The organism is Mucilaginibacter paludis DSM 18603, assembly GCF_000166195.2.
GTDB classification, from domain to species: domain Bacteria; phylum Bacteroidota; class Bacteroidia; order Sphingobacteriales; family Sphingobacteriaceae; genus Mucilaginibacter; species Mucilaginibacter paludis.
This window is the reverse complement of the sequence record NZ_CM001403.1, coordinates 591,228-608,477: the sequence shown is the minus strand read 5'-3', so window position 1 is coordinate 608,477 and position 17,250 is coordinate 591,228. Positions and strand designations below refer to the sequence as shown.

At 39.0% G+C, this 17,250-nt stretch carries 21 protein-coding genes; 14 read left to right on the top strand and 7 right to left on the bottom strand.

All coding sequences use genetic code 11. From position 1 onward, the window contains the following. The first annotated feature begins 1 nt into the window (after position 1). Positions 2 to 685, top strand: a complete 684-nt coding sequence (locus tag MUCPA_RS35590) for a glycosyltransferase family 32 protein (RefSeq protein WP_008504243.1) — start codon at positions 2 to 4, stop codon at positions 683 to 685. A gap of 45 nt (positions 686 to 730) precedes the next feature. Continuing rightward, the gene (locus tag MUCPA_RS02520) at positions 731 to 2,263 is read left to right on the top strand and encodes a thioredoxin domain-containing protein (RefSeq protein WP_169316148.1); all 1,533 of its coding nucleotides are present in this window, start codon (positions 731 to 733) and stop codon (positions 2,261 to 2,263) included. Here the strand turns inward: MUCPA_RS02520 and MUCPA_RS02515 are convergent. The 3 genes from MUCPA_RS02515 to MUCPA_RS02505 all read right to left on the bottom strand — a co-directional run bounded on the left by MUCPA_RS02515 (position 2,260) and on the right by MUCPA_RS02505 (position 4,359). Continuing rightward, positions 2,260 to 3,048, bottom strand: coding sequence for a hypothetical protein (locus MUCPA_RS02515; RefSeq protein ID WP_008504241.1), 789 nt, complete (start codon positions 3,046 to 3,048; stop codon positions 2,260 to 2,262). The genes MUCPA_RS02520 and MUCPA_RS02515 overlap by 4 nt on opposite strands. Beyond that, positions 3,045 to 3,881, bottom strand: coding sequence for a hypothetical protein (locus MUCPA_RS02510; RefSeq protein WP_008504240.1), 837 nt, complete (start codon positions 3,879 to 3,881; stop codon positions 3,045 to 3,047). The genes MUCPA_RS02515 and MUCPA_RS02510 overlap by 4 nt, the downstream gene beginning before the upstream one ends. Before the next feature lie 241 nt (positions 3,882 to 4,122). After that, positions 4,123 to 4,359, bottom strand: coding sequence for a hypothetical protein (locus tag MUCPA_RS02505; RefSeq protein ID WP_008504239.1), 237 nt, complete (start codon positions 4,357 to 4,359; stop codon positions 4,123 to 4,125). A gap of 359 nt (positions 4,360 to 4,718) precedes the next feature. Between MUCPA_RS02505 and MUCPA_RS02500 the strand changes: the two genes are divergently transcribed. Then, positions 4,719 to 5,408 (top strand): class I SAM-dependent methyltransferase, encoded by a 690-nt coding sequence (locus MUCPA_RS02500; RefSeq protein WP_008504238.1) that lies wholly within the window; start codon positions 4,719 to 4,721, stop codon positions 5,406 to 5,408. 298 nt (positions 5,409 to 5,706) lie between these two features. Here the strand turns inward: MUCPA_RS02500 and MUCPA_RS02495 are convergent, their stop codons facing one another. After that, complete coding sequence (locus MUCPA_RS02495; protein WP_157543795.1) at positions 5,707 to 6,126, bottom strand: helix-turn-helix transcriptional regulator; 420 nt, start codon at positions 6,124 to 6,126, stop codon at positions 5,707 to 5,709. Positions 6,127 to 6,271: 145 nt separating this feature from the next. Between MUCPA_RS02495 and MUCPA_RS02490 the strand changes: the two genes are divergently transcribed. From MUCPA_RS02490 to mobC, 5 genes are all read left to right on the top strand, one after another. Beyond that, positions 6,272 to 6,544, top strand: coding sequence for a helix-turn-helix domain-containing protein (locus MUCPA_RS02490; RefSeq protein WP_008504237.1), 273 nt, complete (start codon positions 6,272 to 6,274; stop codon positions 6,542 to 6,544). Continuing rightward, on the top strand, positions 6,541 to 6,897 hold the full coding sequence (locus MUCPA_RS35585; RefSeq protein ID WP_008504236.1) for a hypothetical protein: 357 nt from the start codon (positions 6,541 to 6,543) through the stop codon (positions 6,895 to 6,897). Before MUCPA_RS02490 ends, MUCPA_RS35585 begins: the two co-directional genes overlap by 4 nt. 215 nt (positions 6,898 to 7,112) lie before the next feature. After that, entirely contained in the window at positions 7,113 to 7,649 is a 537-nt protein-coding gene (locus MUCPA_RS35580) for a BfmA/BtgA family mobilization protein (RefSeq protein ID WP_008504235.1), read from the top strand. Between the two features lie 3 nt (positions 7,650 to 7,652). Next, positions 7,653 to 8,561, top strand: a complete 909-nt coding sequence (locus MUCPA_RS02475) for a DUF5712 family protein (protein ID WP_008504233.1) — start codon at positions 7,653 to 7,655, stop codon at positions 8,559 to 8,561. Between the two features lie 29 nt (positions 8,562 to 8,590). Beyond that, on the top strand, positions 8,591 to 10,726 hold the full coding sequence (gene mobC, locus MUCPA_RS02470; protein WP_008504231.1) for a conjugal transfer protein MobC: 2,136 nt from the start codon (positions 8,591 to 8,593) through the stop codon (positions 10,724 to 10,726). Positions 10,727 to 10,733: 7 nt separating this feature from the next. Here mobC and MUCPA_RS02465 read toward each other — a convergent pair whose 3' ends face one another. Genes MUCPA_RS02465 through MUCPA_RS02455 form a run of 3 tightly spaced genes read right to left on the bottom strand, consistent with a single transcriptional unit; the run spans position 10,734 to position 12,686 of the window. Next, positions 10,734 to 10,988, bottom strand: a complete 255-nt coding sequence (locus MUCPA_RS02465) for a hypothetical protein (RefSeq protein WP_008504229.1) — start codon at positions 10,986 to 10,988, stop codon at positions 10,734 to 10,736. Continuing rightward, positions 10,985 to 12,244, bottom strand: coding sequence for a Y-family DNA polymerase (locus MUCPA_RS02460; RefSeq protein WP_008504228.1), 1,260 nt, complete (start codon positions 12,242 to 12,244; stop codon positions 10,985 to 10,987). Before MUCPA_RS02460 ends, MUCPA_RS02465 begins: the two co-directional genes overlap by 4 nt. Further along, a complete protein-coding gene (locus tag MUCPA_RS02455; RefSeq protein WP_008504227.1) occupies positions 12,228 to 12,686 on the bottom strand; it encodes a LexA family protein in 459 nt (152 codons plus the stop codon). The genes MUCPA_RS02460 and MUCPA_RS02455 overlap by 17 nt, the downstream gene beginning before the upstream one ends. 438 nt (positions 12,687 to 13,124) lie before the next feature. Here MUCPA_RS02455 and MUCPA_RS02450 point away from each other — a divergent pair, with 438 nt between their 5' ends. The 6 genes from MUCPA_RS02450 (at position 13,125) to MUCPA_RS02425 (ending at position 17,248) form a co-directional block, all read left to right on the top strand. Further along, entirely contained in the window at positions 13,125 to 13,691 is a 567-nt protein-coding gene (locus MUCPA_RS02450) for a GNAT family N-acetyltransferase (protein ID WP_008504226.1), read from the top strand. Between the two features lie 342 nt (positions 13,692 to 14,033). Beyond that, positions 14,034 to 14,699 (top strand): helix-turn-helix domain-containing protein, encoded by a 666-nt coding sequence (locus MUCPA_RS02445; RefSeq protein WP_233276831.1) that lies wholly within the window; start codon positions 14,034 to 14,036, stop codon positions 14,697 to 14,699. A gap of 198 nt (positions 14,700 to 14,897) precedes the next feature. Continuing rightward, positions 14,898 to 15,758, top strand: coding sequence for an RteC domain-containing protein (locus tag MUCPA_RS02440; protein ID WP_008504224.1), 861 nt, complete (start codon positions 14,898 to 14,900; stop codon positions 15,756 to 15,758). Between the two features lie 170 nt (positions 15,759 to 15,928). Continuing rightward, positions 15,929 to 16,531, top strand: a complete 603-nt coding sequence (locus MUCPA_RS02435; RefSeq protein ID WP_008504223.1) for a hypothetical protein — start codon at positions 15,929 to 15,931, stop codon at positions 16,529 to 16,531. A gap of 58 nt (positions 16,532 to 16,589) precedes the next feature. Further along, complete coding sequence (locus tag MUCPA_RS02430) at positions 16,590 to 16,922, top strand: DUF4134 domain-containing protein (RefSeq protein WP_008504222.1); 333 nt, start codon at positions 16,590 to 16,592, stop codon at positions 16,920 to 16,922. 11 nt (positions 16,923 to 16,933) lie between these two features. Further along, complete coding sequence (locus MUCPA_RS02425; RefSeq protein ID WP_008504221.1) at positions 16,934 to 17,248, top strand: DUF4133 domain-containing protein; 315 nt, start codon at positions 16,934 to 16,936, stop codon at positions 17,246 to 17,248. Positions 17,249 to 17,250: the final 2 nt, after the last annotated feature.

Genomic DNA, 17,250 nt, shown 5'->3' with positions numbered 1-17,250 from the left:
TATGATAAATAAAATCATACATCAGATTTGGATTTCTGAAGATAATCAGCCGCTCCCTAGGTATTGTGAAGAGTTGAGCCGTACATGGCGGGAAAATCATCCTGATTATAAGTATATTTTATGGGATAAGGAATCGACTCAGCATCTCATAGAAAAAAAATATCCTAATATGGCGGAATTGATTTCAAGATATCGTTATAGCATCCAAAAGGTGGATGTATTAAAGTATTTGATCCTTCATGAAATTGGGGGAGTGTATGTTGATATGGATTATGAATGTATCAAATCAATTTCTGATCTCTTTAGCAACCACGATTGTTATTTATCGGAAGAATCTTCGGAATACAAAGTTATTGGCAACGCGTTAATTGCCTCGGTGGAAAAGAGTAGCTTTCTGAGTTTCGTTATTAGTTCATTAAAAAAGCATTTAGACGGCCCGAATATCGATGTACACGACAAATTAAATTATGTTCTCAGTACCACTGGACCAGGGATGTTAGGTATCGCTTATCAGAACTATGAAAAGAAGAATGATATTTGTGTTATACCAAGTAAATTTTTATCACCTATAACTGCTTTGGAAAGTCGAGAGATTTTCAAATTAGGCATGGTTCCCACTTTTATTGAAGAGAAGCTATCGGAGTCCTACGCAGTTCATTATTTCTTTTCAATGTGGATAAATTAAACCCTGCATAAAGCGATGCAATTTTGGAAGACAGTATATCTTTTCATGAAAAGCAATGATTTTAACCTACCCTTGAGGATAGTGAAAGGTCACATGTTGTCACACCCTGAATATCCAAATGCATCGAGTATGATGGATTTATTCTCCCTATTTAATGTTAAATATACCTTTTTAAAAATTGACAAGAATTCGCTGCATAATATTAAATATCCTTTTTTAGGACATACGATAAGAAAAAATGTGTCTGATTTTGAAATTGTTAAAACTAAAATTCAGTTAATCAATAACTTAAATGAATTTTATGAAAGTTGGGATGGCATTATGATAACAATCGAAAAACAGGATCATGCCTTATCCACCCAGCTGAAAATATTTGAGCAGGAAGAAAATACAATTAAACTCAGAAATAAGTTTTTTACCGGCGGGATGGTTGTGATGGTTTTGTATATACTATCCTTACATTTCAATTTTTATTCGACTACTTTTTTTTTACTTAATGTTATTGGCCTTGTATTATGTATTATGTTGTTACTCTCCGAATTCGACGTTGATTCGCTAGCCTTGGAGAAGTTTTGCAATTCAAAAGTCGGTCAAAGCTGCCTTAAATTTAATAACGACTACTCTCCGAAATTATTAATGGATCTAGGATTGGCCGATTTTGGACTAGTATATTTCGCTTGTCTTTGCTTATGGGCATTAATTTTAATGTCAGTAGGCATGACTTCGCCAATCTTAACTTCAATTCTACCTTTTTGCGGCATTTCAATTCCTGTTGTATTGTACTCTATTATTGCGCAAAAATTTAAAATAAAAATGTGGTGCCGGATATGCCTTTGCATAGACGCAATATTACTATTAAATACTTTTATAGGATTGATCACTTTTGATGTTAAAGCAATAGAAAATGGTCTCGTAGTTTCAATGCCAGTACTTCTACTCAGCTTGCTTATTTCTAGTTCATGGATTTACATAAAAAAGATATTATTAAATGGAATAATCGAACAAAATAAATCAATTGAATTGCTTAAAAGGCAATATAATCCTCGCTACTTTTTTAACTATTTATCTTGTCAAAAGTTTGTTGATACTGCTCCTGTTAAGGGCGACTTGTTGGTGGGAAGCCCTCTCGCAAAAACAAAAATACTAATTGTAACTAATCCGCATTGCCAATATTGCAGTGAATTACATGAGGCGATTGAGGGAGTGTTAGAGAATTATCCAGATGATATTTTTTTAACGATAAGATTTTCTGTGGAGAATGATGAAAGTAGTTTAAACTACCGAGCTACTCAGCAAATATTGCAAGCATATATTTTAAGGCCCTCCCAGTTAAAAATCATATTGTCTACTTGGTTTAAATTGATGAATACTGACAAATTCAAAAAATATTTTCAATTAACAGATGAACTTCAAGATTACACTATAATAAAAAGCCACTCTGAATGGTGTAATATAAATCGAATTAATCGCACTCCTTCTTTAATAATTAATGGGTACCTAATTCCAAAAGAATATGATTTAAAGCAACTTTGTTTTTTTATGCCAATCTTAATCAGAAATCAAAGTAATGCTGATTAAATTTGTTTTATCGGATGATATAACTTGCTTGGCAACGCCATCTCTGAAGGATGTATTGTGGGACGAAATCTAATCGTTCCATCCCGCATAATACCTGACAAATCGGGCGAGCTATCAATATAAAATCTGTTTTTAAATTCATCCTTTACAAATGTGCCCAATCCGCCAAAGTCTTCAATATTAAAACTTTCGAGGTAAAGCAAAGTAGGTATAAGAACCTCATGATGCCCCTGCCATTTTTCAGTTAGCAGCTGGCTGAGCGCAAATAATGCTTCGTTTGAAATGCGATATATAGGATTAAATGATCTTAAACGCAAATCAAAAGGGATAAAGTGATTAGGATGCGATAATGTATTCCACCAATACCATAAAGGTTCCTCCTGATATGAGCGAATATGACAGGTTATAAAATCAGAGTGAGTTTTTGTTTTTAATAAACTACCCCAATTACAAGTAAACCGGACATCATCTTCGATAAGCCAATAATAATCAAAAAAGGGATTTTCTAGATAAAATTTAAGTAACGGAAAATGATTACTTCCAGGTAGTAAACTATCTTGAATTGGTTTGAAATTTAACTCATAAAGAATTTCGTTAGTGAAACTAAAGCTGTTATATTCCGATAGATCGTCTGGTATTTCATTGGTAGAACCAGCATGAAACATTATATGAACAAGTCCTGATTCTTTCATAGCACAATTAAGTTGATTGTAGGTATCTAGTAGGGACTGCGAAATATTTTTTGTTAGCAAAAGGACAACTTGGCTACAGTTTTTAGCTATCATTTTGTAGTTTGGTTAGCAAATGTATTTTCAATAAAGACACCCAAAACTGCTGAATCATCAGCGGATAGACCTAAGTGTTTAAAAATCAAATAAACAACTCTTCTGTAAAATCCATAAAAGTCAACAGGGTAGCTATGCTTTTGAAAGGACTCCCAATAATTACAACACATTTTTATCCATTTGTGTTGCCATTCACAGGGCACGATATCGTTAATTATTGAATTAAATAGGCTTTTTATTGAACCCTCATTTTCACTAAAAAGTTCATTTAACCTTTCATTTGATAAATTAGAAGATGGCGAGTGAAAACTATAAATTAATATATCTTTATTGCCCAAGCCATTATTTGAAAAAAAAAGAATTAATGAAGTAGATAATAAGAAAGCAAATGTTATAATGCTTTCATCGTCAATAATATCAATACTTAAATGATCAATTATTAGCTCTGAAAGTTTATTTTCAAAATGGTAGGCACCTAAATCTTCTTTGCAGACGAAGAAACGCTCTCTGTTTAAAGAAAACCCGGTAGAAAATCCTTTTGTCAAATATTCTCCAAGTTCATTCTGAATAAGAATCTCGGATAAATAATCATCGTAATAACTTTTTAAATTAGGACTTACACTTTTTTCTACAAATAACGATAATATAATTTCTTCCGCAGTATTGCTTAATATTAACTTCCAATAAATAGGCTTAGCACCAGCTGGGATGTGGTTTAAATATGGAATGATAAGATTCTTTAAAACATCATTCCATTTAATCTGATCACAAAATAGTGATACCGTTAAATTTGCGTATACTTTTTCATGCACTTTATTTGAAAAATCATTCATAAAAAAAATGAAAAAGTTAATATTTGCTAAGAGATTTACATAATAAATGTAAGGTCTAAAGATTCATTAGAAATACTTAAAAAGCATTATTAATAACAAATATTTATCTCGTTTTTATTGTTATTGATGTTTTTAAAATGTTGATAATGTTTTTTTAAGAAGCATGGTTTAAATCATACTTAATTACACTATCAGCGATAAAGCTTATTTGGACTTTATCGCTGAAATAGTCGTTTATTCATTATTGTTTTGCTGGCGGTGGCGGTGGGACAGCCCTTTTTTCTTTTTGCTTGGCAGGTGGGGGGGGAGGAACTGTTCGTTTCGCCTTTTTGTGCTTTGCTGGCGGTGGCGGCGGAACCGCCTCTTTTTCTTGTTTTTTCGCTACATCTTGAGAAATAACAATTGCATTGAGGTTTTTAGCATCGGCAAAAACTTCTGTGACAATAAATAAGCCGAGAACTAGCAATAACTTTTTCATAATAATGCTCTTTTAAGGTGAATAATTAGTTATATAAAGTTAACCTGTATTTTAACAACTAGCAAAAATTTAGAATGTTTTTATTGCGAAATTTTTCTTTTCCTATCACGTTTTTACTTACTGTAACAAAACAAAGCCAATAAGGTGGAGCTATAAATCACTATAAAAGTATAAAAATTCCCCTTATTGGGATAATTCTCCCACGCACTCTCTTTCTTACTACAGCAGAAATTTGAAATACTTTGCGTAGGGTCGGTAAACTCTATAAATTATGGATAATGTTGCCCGGTAAGAAATTTTGGTTTAACTTGGTAGTACCGAATCTCAATAGTATTTGTAGAAACATCTAATGCCGGAATATGCTTGAAAAATTGATTTTAGATGAATACCTGAATGTTTGTGATCCGGCTTTCTCAGGCCTGTTAAGTAACTTTTCATTGGTACCTTACGGCCTTATTTTTCTCAGAAATGAGCTTGTGTTAAACAAGAGAAAAAACATCCTTGAATTTGGATCAGGGCTTTCAACTTTGTTTATGGGGCAGCTAATCAAAAAACATGGTCTTAAAGCCTGCATCTGTACCATTGAAAGCGGTGAAGAATGGATTTCTCTTTTGAAAGAAAAAGTGGATCAGTTAAAATTAGCCGAATACATCAAAATTATTTACGCTCCTTTAGTGGAAGACAGTAATTATGGAAAATGGTATGACATGGATATCTTGAATCGCGAATTGAATCAGGAGCAACTGTTCGATATGATAGTTATAGATGGACCTCCTGCTTTCAATCCCCAAATTGCAAAATCAAGGTATAGGGCAATTCCTTATATCTTCAATTCCCTTTCCGATAACTGTTTTATTTTTTTAGACGATGCGAACAGAATGGGTGAACAGGAAATTATCCAGTTATGGAATAGCCAATTTAATTTTGATTTTAAAATATATAATAAACGTTTTGCAGTTTATTGGAAAGGAAAATATAGGGATAGTAATCCAAGCATAATGAATTCTTTATTAATTAGATACGACCATCTAAAAACGGCACATGGATAACACACCACTACCAACCTTCATGACCCTGATGCATCGTTACATCATCCATTCGCTTTGCGAGAACAGCGGTGGGGTATTCCGGAATTGAGGAATCAGAAATTGAACGGCTTATTAAGGAAATTGGGAACGTAGGAGCATAATACAAGGATTATTAGACTCCGGTAGAAATATTTTGGCTATATAACTAATGCAAACTTTGTAGCTTGCAAAGTCCTGCTTCTTAATAAGTGAATTGTGATATCCCTTTAGCCACTATCAGGAACATACGGAAAAAGAAGCTGGCTAACTGAAAGCTTTTTTATGTATAGTTAAAAACCTCCCTGCCGAGCAGTTTATCCATGAATATCCTGATGGCAGCTTTTTGGTAGTACAGATAACCGGGGTTACGACTACCCCCGAAGAAAGGGGGAATCACATTAAAGTCACTAATCCGGCTTATGGAGAATAAGAAGCCCACTTTGTTTGTCGTTGCTAGTTCGAATGGCGCAGGGACATCCACACACTTACACAATCTTTTACCGTAGGATATGGCGGGTACTACAGAATTGGCTATTTCAGCTACAATGTGAAAATTTTCGCTTTCAATAGCTTCTTTAGCCATTTGTAATCTAATGATAAGGATGTATTTATTGGGAGTTACTCCCATAATGGATTTTATACGTCCGAATAGTTTTCTTTCACTTACGGCCATTTCGTAACTTAATAAATGGACAGTCATCTAGATGTTTCCGGCAGATGATCTTATTACTTCTTCTAAAATTAATTTAGGGATATCCCTGAATGCCTCAATTTAAAATTTGCATCCTTTCTTCATTTGCATTCACAAAGGCAATAAAGTTGCCAGAAATGTAAAGAGAAAAGTTATGACAACATTAGATTTAATTACCAAAGACGATCTGGAGCAATTCAAAACTGAACTGTTCGCAGAACTAAAAAAGCTTGGCATCGGACGCGCTAATCAGTCGGCGTCAAGAGAATGGCTGAAAAGTGCTGAGGTACGCAAGCTATTGAACATATCCCCAGGTACATTACAAACCCTACGTAGTGCAGGCATTATAACCTACACCAAAGTTGGCAGTCTGCTTTACTACAAGCATGAGGATATTATTAAAATGCTGGAGGGGCATAAATCATGAATGAAAAAAACGTGCTTGGTTTTAAGCCAGCTTTGGAAGCCGGTTTTGAACCCCGTAATTATTCATGGTCGCCGGAGGTAGTTCCAGTTGGCGAATATACGACCACCCTTGATTTTATGATCTGGTCGAAAAAGCATGTCGCGGCCGATTGTTACCTGACCACTGGCGACGGCACCCAAATCCGGCTGACAGCCTACCGGAACAAAGCGGAAGATTACATGGCGGGTGATACCGCCGTTCCCTACCTGTCCTTCGGAACACGGCTGAAAATAACGGTCGCGCTGAACGGTGCCGGGAATCCAAAATGGATAAATGCGGTGGTCATTCCCGGTGGCGAACCGGCTGCCGGATGAAGTCACCGGCCCGCAGGTCGGGCCATTTTTAGGCTGGAAAACAGCGGCCAATTTTTGAAAAAAAATTGGAGCAAGCGGGAATTGGGCAGTGGCCCAATTCGCTTGCCGTTTGCGCTGCAAACGGGGTTTAACTTATGCCCCAGGCATAAGTAGCGGCCTCTATCATATCATAAACGCAGAAAATACCATAAGTCAACTTATAAGTATACCGTAAAATGCCAACAAAAGACAACTATAATAAAACGCTTCGCTTCTCAGCGGAAACCGATGAAAAGTTGGGTAAGGTTGCCAATAGTTTCGGCCTAAGTAAGTTCCAATTTTTCAATCAGATGGTCGAATATTTCTACCGCACAAAAAAAGATCCTACCGATATAAACGATGAAGTCTTAAAGAAAACGCTGGCCAAAAATCACGATACCTATATCCGTTTTATCAGGGCACAGGAAGAAAAGATTTTAATCCCCGTCAAGGTTGAGTTAGATCGGATGGTTGCTTCGCAGATCAAGATCATAGACAGCTTTAACAGCCAGGTATTAAAAGCGAACCGCGAAATCCTGTCAGGCCAGCAAGTGCAGGCCCAACAGGGCGAAAAGCTGATGCAAATACTCAAAGAAGTAACCGACACAAAGGAGAGCCTGAAACAAAAGTTCATTTACATTCTGAATTTTTATTACAAGGCGACTTTGAACGTATCAACAAGGGAAAAAGAGACGCTTCTGCAGGAAGCGATCGGTCACATTACAAAGCTTTAATTTATGTTTATCAATATCACCGCCAGCGATACCGCCGACAATAAAGGCAGCAGCAGCGACTTAGTTCATTATCTTGATAAGGAAAACCGGATGGACAGGGATAAGGAGCCGGAATTATGGTTTAATCAGGACCGCCGGGCTATTCCTTCATACGAGCCGGTGCAGGCCATAGATAACAATATCGCCAAGCTTAGTAAAACAGACGCAAAATTCTTTCTCGTTAATATCAGTCCAAGCCAGAAAGAGATCGCCTGGTTAAAGGAGCAATTTGGTGATGATGGCGCAAAGGAGCAGCTTAAAGCCTACGCAGTCAAAATCATGGACGAGTATGCACGAAACTTTAAGCGCCCCGGTATTGACAGCAACAAGGACTTGCTTTGGTTCGGAAAGCTGGAAAATCATCGCTATTACAGCCATAAGGATAAAGAAGTACAACAGGGATTACGCAAGCGCGGTGAACGAAAACCGGGCGAACAGATGCACATACAGGTGATTGTCAGCCGCAAGGATATGACCAATAAGGTCAAGCTTAGCCCGATGAATAACTCCAAAGGCAGGAATGCCGAACACGCTCGTCGCATGGGCCAGTTTGACCGTTCGGCATTCAAACAGTCAGGTGAGCGGCTCTTTGACGAACAATTCAAATTCGACCGTGGCTTGAGTGAAAGCTACGCCTATGCGAATGCCAAAAAGAAGGGCGGCTTAGAAGAGCGCGTGGCCATGCGATCAGAACGGCGGAACCGGATACCGCTCACCCATAGGCCACAGCAGGAACCGCTACAAGGACGTCCTTTAGCCCCGGCCATCCTGCAAACGTTGACCAAGCCCACACAGAAAGCGGCACCACATATCCCTATCAAAAAGAAAAAGAAACGTAATGGCCCCGAGCAGGATCAGGGCTTATCATTTTAACAACCAGTAAATATTTAAAAGACAAGATCATGCAGACCGGAGAAGATACCCAGGGATTAAGAAAGATCGTCGATTTTACCCGTTTGATCAGCATTTTTATTTTAGCTATCCATTTTTATATCACTTGCTACCATGCCTTTGAAGCGTGGCACTGGACGGCAGGCATCACGGACAGGATCATAAGCAACATCGCTAAAACAGGCTTATTTAATGGAATCATCAAACCGAAACTGGCCGTATTGCTTTGCCTGGCTATTTCTTTGGTGGGCATCAAAGGCCGGAAAGATGAAAAGATCGGCTATAAAAGCATTATTGCTTATCTATTTAGCGGCTTGCTTCTATATTGGCTAAGTGTATTATTTTTTTATATGCCTGCCAGTATCACTATTATAGCCGCTTGCTACATCATATTAACAGGTATCGGCTTTTTACTAATGCTAACTGGCGGTGCCTGGTTATCGCGCTTGCTCAAAGACAAGTTGAGCAAGGATGTTTTCAACACAGATAATGAAACTTTCCCCCAAGAGGAAAGACTGCTTGAAAATGAGTACTCCATTAACCTGCCCGCGAAGTATAATTTGAAAGGTAAGGTCAGGGATAGTTGGATAAACGTTATTAACCCGATGCGCGGCCTGTTGGTGTCAGGTTCGCCGGGAGCGGGTAAATCATACTTTGTTATTCGGCATGTGATAGACCAGCACCTGAAAAAAGGGTTTTCCATGCTGATTTATGACTTTAAATTTGATGACCTTTCCAAGATCGCTTACAATAAACTGATGATGTACAAGGGAAACTACGAGGTAAAGCCTGCCTTTTACGTTATCAATTTTGACGATCTCAACCGATCCCACCGCTGTAACCCGCTTGAACCTGATGGTATGCTTGATATAACCGACGCGGCAGAGGCCAGCCGCACGATCATGATGGGTCTAAACCGCGAATGGATACGTAAACAAGGTGATTTTTTTGTAGAAAGCCCCATCAATTTTTTGACGGCGTTAATATGGTATCTGCGTAAATATGAGAACGGCAAATTTTGTACGCTCCCTCATGTAATTGAATTAATGCAGACTGATTACGAACAGCTATTTGCCATCTTACAGCGGGAAGAAGAAGTGCAGGCCCTGATCAATCCTTTTATTCTGGCCTTTAATAATAACGCCAAAGCACAACTGGAGGGTCAAATTGCCAGTGCGAAGATCGGCCTGTCCCGCCTATCTTCGCCAACACTATATTATGTTTTGTCCGGCAACGATTTTACGCTTGACCTTAACAACCCTAAAGCGCCTAAGATCATCTGCCTTGGTAATAATCCTCAAAAGCTGCAAACCTATGGGGCAGTCCTATCGCTTTATATTTCGCGATTGATCAAACAGGTCAATCAGAAAGGGAAATTGAAAAGCAGCTTGATATTCGACGAGTTTCCAACTATATTTTTTAATAACATGGACAGCCTGATCGCAACGGCCCGAAGCAATAAAGTAGCGACGACACTTGCCGTTCAGGACTTTAGCCAGCTTAAAAAGGATTATGGCGCTGAACAGGCGGACGTGATAACCGGGATAGTCGGCAACATTATCAGTGGGCAGGTAACAGGCGATACCGCTAAAAAGCTGGCAGAGAATTTCGGTAAAATCGTTCAGGATAAAAACAGCCTGACCATCAATAGCAGCGATACTTCATTCTCAAAAGCTACTCAACTTGATTATGCTATACCGGCATCAAAGATCGCTTCGCTGTCATCAGGGGAATTTGTAGGCATAGTTGCCGACAATCCCGAAGAACGCATCAACCTGAAATTATTTCATAGCGAAATCCAGAACGATCATGACACAATTGCCAAAGAGGAAGCCGCTTACAAAGCTATTCCCCTGATCGGTTACGTTTCCCCTGAAGATGTGGAAGAAAATTATAAACAGATCAAAGCTGATATTGCATTGCTTATTAAAACCGAGATGGAAAAGGTTGAGGAAAGCAAACCGAAAGATGTAGACAAGCAAACAGAGGGCACCAATCAAAAAAAAGAAAAAACCGCCGATAGTAAGCAAAGTCCAGATAGAGCGCAGATCGCGCCCGGTATAGAACAAAAAGAGCAGGACGCTACCACTCAAAAAGTCGAGCAACAAAATCTTGAACAGGCAGATGAACAGGGAATTAGTTACTAATTCCCTGTTATTTTAATATTTTAAAATCCCTTTCTTGGTTTTTTGAGCGTATCGTAAACTCTAAATCCATATCACGGTTTCTAACCCTGTTAATACAGCTTACAATGGTTGGGTGCAACAATTCATAAACAGATTGAAAGTTTGATGTGTCAGGAACAGTTACAATAAATTTTTCATCAGTTAATCTGATCTGCTCCCGATATTGTTGCGGTAGCTCCTGATGTAAATAGATCAGCACTCTATTAAGGTAAGCTGTATTCATTTGATTTCAATTATATCACTTAAACGAGTCGTGAAAAAACCGCTTAAACTTTCCTGTTTCATGCGCCAGTCGGCAACAAAACCCTGTTGTGCGGAACGCACCGTATCACGGCCAAGTAAACGATTGATGCGGTCAACCTGCTGAATTACGGTTATCTCCTTTTGCCGGGTATATGGACAAAACAAATTTAGCGTGCCGTCGCTGGCATCCCTTATATCGGTCAGCATCACGCCGACACGTTTATAAAGAAACTCATTCCGGTAAATTTTTTTTAATCCGGTTATCGCCCGTTTAATCAAATAAGGCGTATAATCTGTTGGCACATCGCAAACGGTATGAATGGACGGAAAATATTGTTTATCCGTTTTTGAAAAATTATTAGTCCCCAACCAAACTTCTATCCCACCCGCAACGCACTTTTGTCGCCGCAGTTTTTCAGACACACGTGCTGTATAGTTGGCCAGGGCCTCAGCTATCGGCTCCAATTCTGTTTGATAAACCCCAAAGCTTTTTTGTGAAGCAATATTCTGCTTCCCCGGCGGTATGAGTTCTAAGGGGATGCAGGGGATGCCTTTTAATTCATAAACCGTGCGCTGTAAGACAACACTGAAATTAGCTTTTGCCCAATCAGTATCAATTAAAGATAAATCATAAGCCGTATGAATCCCCTTAGCATTTAGTCGCTTGGTTATCCTGCCGCCAATCCCCCAAACATTATTTATATCGGTCGCCTTTAAAGCCGCTAAACGCTTTTCCTCGTTATCAATGATATAAACCCCGATCTTTCTGAACTGCTTCTTTGCTATACGGTTAGCGAGTTTAGCAAGTGTTTTGGTTTCTGCCACCCCAATAGAAACAGGCACACCAGACCAATTAGTAATTTTATCCCTTGCAGTTTTTATATACTCGAAGTAGTCACGATATTCCAATCCGTTGCAATCCACGAAAGACTCATCAATACTATAATCTTCAACATCTTTAAACAACGTGCGGATAATAGCTTTTATTCTCCTGGACATATCACCATAAAGCGTATAATTACTGCTAAAGCCTTTTATATCATGAAGCTTCATTAGTCGCTTTATTTCAAACATCGGAACAGCCATGCCGATGCCTAATGCTTTGGCTTCCTCACTACGGGCAATGACCGCGCCATCATTGTTACTATAAATTATAACTGGCACATCTTTAAGTGCCGGGTTAAATACCCGTTCGCAACTGGCATAAAAATTATTGCAATCAATAATTCCAATCATGGGAACGATTTTTAATATTTTGAATGATATAGGTAACTACCCCCCAAACCCTAAAATCGGTTAGGTCATGGATAACAATGGGTTGAAAACCGGGGTTAGCGGATAATAACCGTATACCCTGCAAGGCATCCAAGTGCAAGATCTTCGCATTAAACTCTCCATCAATCGCACACACCACCAAATCACGATGTTCGGGTTCAAGTGATTTATCAATCACTACGATATCACCCTCGTAAATGCAAATGTCTCTAAGGGATTGGCCCTTAACCCGTCCCAGGAAAGTGCTTGCCGGATTGGAAACGCAAATGTCATCGAGGCTTATCGCATCCTCTAAATAATCATCGGCAGGCGATGGAAAACCAGCTTGTATCGTTGACAGGAATAGCGGTAATTCCGTTACAGACTTTAAAACTTTGAAGATTTGAATAGTGGCCGATTTCATTAACGACAAAAGTGCTAATATTTTTAGCAATTAAAAATATGAATGAAATTTTTATTTAATAGAACGGCTCGACGACAAGCTGCATTAGGGAGTATTTAACGAAAAGAAACACGAATATTTTAATTGAAGTCAGAAGTGGCTCGTTAAACTGTAGTTTCAAGTTGGCTTTGATGTTATAACGTGGCTAATTGATCACTTATCTTCCTATTCAAACACCAAAATGAAAACTCACTTCGTTTTAATTTTCAGTCGCGTTTTGCTTATAAGGTAATATACGTGTCAAAATTATGTGTTCAAACAACATTTAGGAATATTAATTCGTAAAAGTTAAAGATATTGAAGTGAATATTAAGGTCTCTGTTTAATATTATTTTTAAATATGGGTGCCTTTGGTTTGCTAACCTCAACCATCTGGTACATTTACCTATCGCAAAAAATATGATTAAAGCTCAAATTACCGACAAAGATGCAGTTGTTCGATTATTGACCCAGGCGTTTGAAGATAACCAAAGCGTAAACTACATCGTCCGCAATGGTGCCCGGCGAACGGAGCGCATCATGGCCTTAATGGATTATTCGTTTGAAATGTGTTCTCTATTCGGAGAAGTATGGCTTTCCGACGACCGGAAAGCTTGCGCATTGCTACTTTACCCGCAAAATAAAAAGACCACTTTGTCAGCTATCCTGTTGGATGTCAAATTGATTTTCAACGCTATCGGGATAGGCGGGATAAAAAAAGCGATGGAAAGGGAAAAAAAAATAAAAGCCAAACAGCCCAAAGGGTCAAAGATGTATTTATGGTTCATAGGAGTTGACCCAGCCGAGCAGCATAAAGGCATCGGCGAAAAGCTTTTAAAGGAAGTGATCGCCAGCGCCGGAGAAAAACATTTGCCCCTTTACCTGGAAACCTCGACTGTAAGCAATTTACCCTGGTATGAACGCTATGGCTTTCAGATATATGATCAGCTTGAACTTAATTATACCCTCTATTTTTTAAAAAGATAGCGCATATATATACACGACAACCGACATCTAATACATCCACCTATAACCTTTACCTATATGCTTGTCTTCGGAACTCAAATTCACATCGTAACTTTTATATTTATTGTATTGGAAACGATCATGTTCGCTATCCAATTTTTTTACTACCTGTCTCGCCCCGAAGATCAAAACCGGCTCTGGTATCTTATCCTGTTGATCTTATTGCTATTTTACAATATCACAGGAGGACTTTTTCCCGACCCTAAGATCAGGCTGTCCATTCAGTTGCAAGAAATGATCGCCTACGGCAGCGGATTTTTAATGGCCTCCTATTTTCCTTTTTACTTTTATAAGGCATTTGATTTGAAATTATTACGCTGGCACGTCTATTACGGCGTCCCTTTGTTTTTAATGCTTCCTTATTTGATCTTTTTTGTCATTGATTATGCCATTCACGGAAACCTTGAAACCGATTTGAAATATGGTATGATCGCTCCCTTTATTTATGCATTGGTCTTACTATGGGCGATTTTCAGGGCGATACACATCAAAAATAAAACGCACCGAAATCAACACCAGTATCTTGAAGAAATCGCCATGTATTGTGCCGTTAGCCCTTGGGCAACCTTAGCATTTTTTGGCTTTACAGAAACCAGCCAGCTTGTAGAAGTGCTCTGCACCAATACGGGGATCATCGCGATCAGCTTTTTATTTATAGTAAAATCCATCAAAAAGGCAAGAAGCGAGTACCGCCGCATGTTACAACTCCATATGGATAACGTCAACCCGGCAATTATCCAGGAGAATTTTATCCGCTACGGCCTCACTAAAATGGAAATAGAAATCGCACAGCTAATTCTGAAAGGGATGGGCAATAAAGACATTGCTGAAGCACTGCATATTTCCGAAGAAACGGTAAAAAAACATATTTATAACACCTTCAAAAAAGTAAAGGTCAAGAACCGTTCCGGGCTGATTTTTAAACTGCAAAATGTCCATTTCTCCCTGTTTGGGGCTCTTTTTCTATAAAATTACCACTTTTTGAGTATCCAAAACCCACTTTTTTGGTATTTTTTGTATTGTTCTGCGCAGATAATTTTGGCTTCTCCTTTTTTTCAAACCGAAATTAAATTGCACGTATGGATATATTTTACGCATTTCCTGCCTAAGTGAAAAGTTGTTGCCAGTAAACAGGCAAGGCAGGTCTTACTTAAATAAATTTCTACCATGTTACAGGAACAAAATTCCCGGCTGCTAAGACAGTTAGAACAGGATTTGGAGCAAGTTTATTGCCAATCCAATGAACCGTTACAAAGATTGACCAGCGCATTAAAACTGATCAGGCAGGCGCTCAATAAATTAAAAGAGGACGTTAATGTCCATCCGTTTAAGGATAAACAAGACCAGGTTAACTTCTTTAAGTATACCAAACCATCCTTTTATCAATGGCAGATCTATTACACCGAACTGTATACGATTGAAACCGGTTTTCCTTTTGGTAATGCCGACAAACAACTTGACTATTTAGCGCAGGAACTGCATTATATTGAACGCTTTTTTCAGCAGTACGCATTTTTGTATCAGTATTATAAACTTGATGCCGATGAACTGGATAATTTATACTTTATACGCGGTGAAGAAATTCAAAGCGTATTATTGCCCGCAGTACCTGAAGTTAACCCAGGCTTTGCCACCAGTGGGGATTACCTGTTCTCCAAGTTCATGGCCTTTGATAAACTCAAAGATTGGGTCATCGAAAAAATGCTTTATCTGAAACAAAATCCTGCTAATCCCTTACAACTGAACAACGAGCCGGACGATATGAAATGGACAGGCGACACCATTAATCTCGCCGAGATCGGCATCGGTATCTACCACACCAAACAGTTGAATAACGGCACGGCAAGCCTGTCAGATATTTTCCGCTGGCTGGAAGAGAAATTCCGTGTTAAAATTGGCGTTCCATCCAAGCGCCTTTCCGAATTACGCCGGAGAAAAAGATTAAGCAGGACGAGATACCTCGATGAAATGAAAGAAAACGTAATCCTGAAATTGGATAAGGATGACGAATTTGAATCGATCAGGTAAAAACACAACCAATCTACCTGAAAAATCCCTTATGTAATCAATTGTATTTCAGTGTACTATTGTTTATTTAAGGGATATCCCTCAATGGTTCAAACCAAATTTTGCAGTCTTTGAAAATTTGCTTTTGAAAATCCCGGCATAATGGTGTGCCGGGATAAAAGCAAATTATTATGGTATTACAACATTTCACATGGCAGCAATTCTTGGTCGCTGCTACCATCCTGACAGCCATCTGGTACGCGGTCATTATCCTGATCTTTTACCGGCACAGGATACAGGATTTGCTGCATGGTAAGCAAAGAGACAACGAACCGCCGGAACCATTGGGCCACGCTTGGGACGAGGATTTTGAGGAAGAACCCGAAGAAAGCGAAGCAGACGACCTGATCGGCAAATCAGCATTGCCGGAAGGAATGAGTAAAGTTAGCATGAGCATGTTCGGCTTTGCGCCGGACGTTGAAGAAACAGCCGTTGCAACAGAAACATTCATTGAACGGGAAAAGGAGGAAGATTTTAAAAGTGACGTTACCGACGAGGAAAGGGAAAGGCAGCAAAGCAACGTTCCCGATGTGTTGGAAGAACTGAAAAACATTTACCATATCCTGGAAACAGAGCAGGGAACAAAAGCCGATTTTATATCTCTTTTTTCGTTGGTCAGTTCCAAATACCGGGGCATCCGTGGTACAGCCAGTCAGCGGGCCATTAATGACCACATCCGCGAAAACCTGCCATTTGACATTACAGAAGAAGAGCTTGACGGTCTTTGGCCCTGAATGTCATCCCCCTCAAATTGAGTAATTCATTTAAAAAAATCATTTCATTAAAAAGATCATGAAAAATCACATCCCATATACCCCGAAACAACAGGCGCTTTTAAAAACGTTAATGTTTGCCTTTGCACTGCTAACGATCAACTATTGTTTCGCCCAGGACGGAAATTCCGGTATTAATTCAGCGACGACACAGGTTAAAAGCTATTTTGAGAGCGGCTGCAACCTGATGTATGCAATCGGTGCCGTAGTCGGCATCATCGGCGCCATCAAGGTCTTTAACAAATGGAATGCAGGTGAACCGGACACCAACAAGGTTGCCGCCGCCTGGTTCGGTTCATGTGTTTTCTTAGTTGTGGTCGCTACCGTGCTTAAATCATTTTTCGGTCTTTAAAATTCAAAGCTATGTCACTCTACCAGATCAATAAAGGCGTATCAAAGCCCATCGTATTCAAGGGCTTGAAAGCGCAGTACATCGCCTATTTGGCAATAGGGCTGGTCGCTTTGCTGATCGGCTTCGCTATCCTGTATATATGCGGATTAAGCCTTTGGGTCATCCTGCCTTTGATCGTTGGGTTAGGCACGGCTTTGTTCTTTACCGTTTTTCGTTTAAGCCATAAATACGGCGAGCATGGCCTTTCCAAGCATTTCGCCAAAAAGCAACTACCGAAATATCTCAGGTTCAGGTCGAGGCAGCTATTTGTAAATCTAAAAAAATAACA

Coding starts and splice junctions, on each gene's coding strand:
- MUCPA_RS02450 (WP_008504226.1), top strand. CDS start 13,125: ATGATTAAAGCTCAAATTACCGACAAAGATGCAGTTGTTCGATTATTG.
- mobC (WP_008504231.1), top strand. CDS start 8,591: ATGCAGACCGGAGAAGATACCCAGGGATTAAGAAAGATCGTCGATTTT.
- MUCPA_RS02510 (WP_008504240.1), bottom strand. CDS start 3,881: ATGAATGATTTTTCAAATAAAGTGCATGAAAAAGTATACGCAAATTTA.
- MUCPA_RS02465 (WP_008504229.1), bottom strand. CDS start 10,988: ATGAATACAGCTTACCTTAATAGAGTGCTGATCTATTTACATCAGGAG.
- MUCPA_RS02425 (WP_008504221.1), top strand. CDS start 16,934: ATGTCACTCTACCAGATCAATAAAGGCGTATCAAAGCCCATCGTATTC.
- MUCPA_RS02430 (WP_008504222.1), top strand. CDS start 16,590: ATGAAAAATCACATCCCATATACCCCGAAACAACAGGCGCTTTTAAAA.
- MUCPA_RS02440 (WP_008504224.1), top strand. CDS start 14,898: ATGTTACAGGAACAAAATTCCCGGCTGCTAAGACAGTTAGAACAGGAT.
- MUCPA_RS02520 (WP_169316148.1), top strand. CDS start 731: ATGAAAAGCAATGATTTTAACCTACCCTTGAGGATAGTGAAAGGTCAC.
- MUCPA_RS35585 (WP_008504236.1), top strand. CDS start 6,541: ATGAATGAAAAAAACGTGCTTGGTTTTAAGCCAGCTTTGGAAGCCGGT.
- MUCPA_RS02505 (WP_008504239.1), bottom strand. CDS start 4,359: ATGAAAAAGTTATTGCTAGTTCTCGGCTTATTTATTGTCACAGAAGTT.
- MUCPA_RS02460 (WP_008504228.1), bottom strand. CDS start 12,244: ATGATTGGAATTATTGATTGCAATAATTTTTATGCCAGTTGCGAACGG.
- MUCPA_RS02490 (WP_008504237.1), top strand. CDS start 6,272: ATGACAACATTAGATTTAATTACCAAAGACGATCTGGAGCAATTCAAA.
- MUCPA_RS02435 (WP_008504223.1), top strand. CDS start 15,929: ATGGTATTACAACATTTCACATGGCAGCAATTCTTGGTCGCTGCTACC.
- MUCPA_RS02500 (WP_008504238.1), top strand. CDS start 4,719: ATGCTTGAAAAATTGATTTTAGATGAATACCTGAATGTTTGTGATCCG.
- MUCPA_RS02475 (WP_008504233.1), top strand. CDS start 7,653: ATGTTTATCAATATCACCGCCAGCGATACCGCCGACAATAAAGGCAGC.
- MUCPA_RS35580 (WP_008504235.1), top strand. CDS start 7,113: ATGCCAACAAAAGACAACTATAATAAAACGCTTCGCTTCTCAGCGGAA.
- MUCPA_RS02455 (WP_008504227.1), bottom strand. CDS start 12,686: ATGAAATCGGCCACTATTCAAATCTTCAAAGTTTTAAAGTCTGTAACG.
- MUCPA_RS02515 (WP_008504241.1), bottom strand. CDS start 3,048: ATGATAGCTAAAAACTGTAGCCAAGTTGTCCTTTTGCTAACAAAAAAT.
- MUCPA_RS35590 (WP_008504243.1), top strand. CDS start 2: ATGATAAATAAAATCATACATCAGATTTGGATTTCTGAAGATAATCAG.
- MUCPA_RS02495 (WP_157543795.1), bottom strand. CDS start 6,126: ATGACTGTCCATTTATTAAGTTACGAAATGGCCGTAAGTGAAAGAAAA.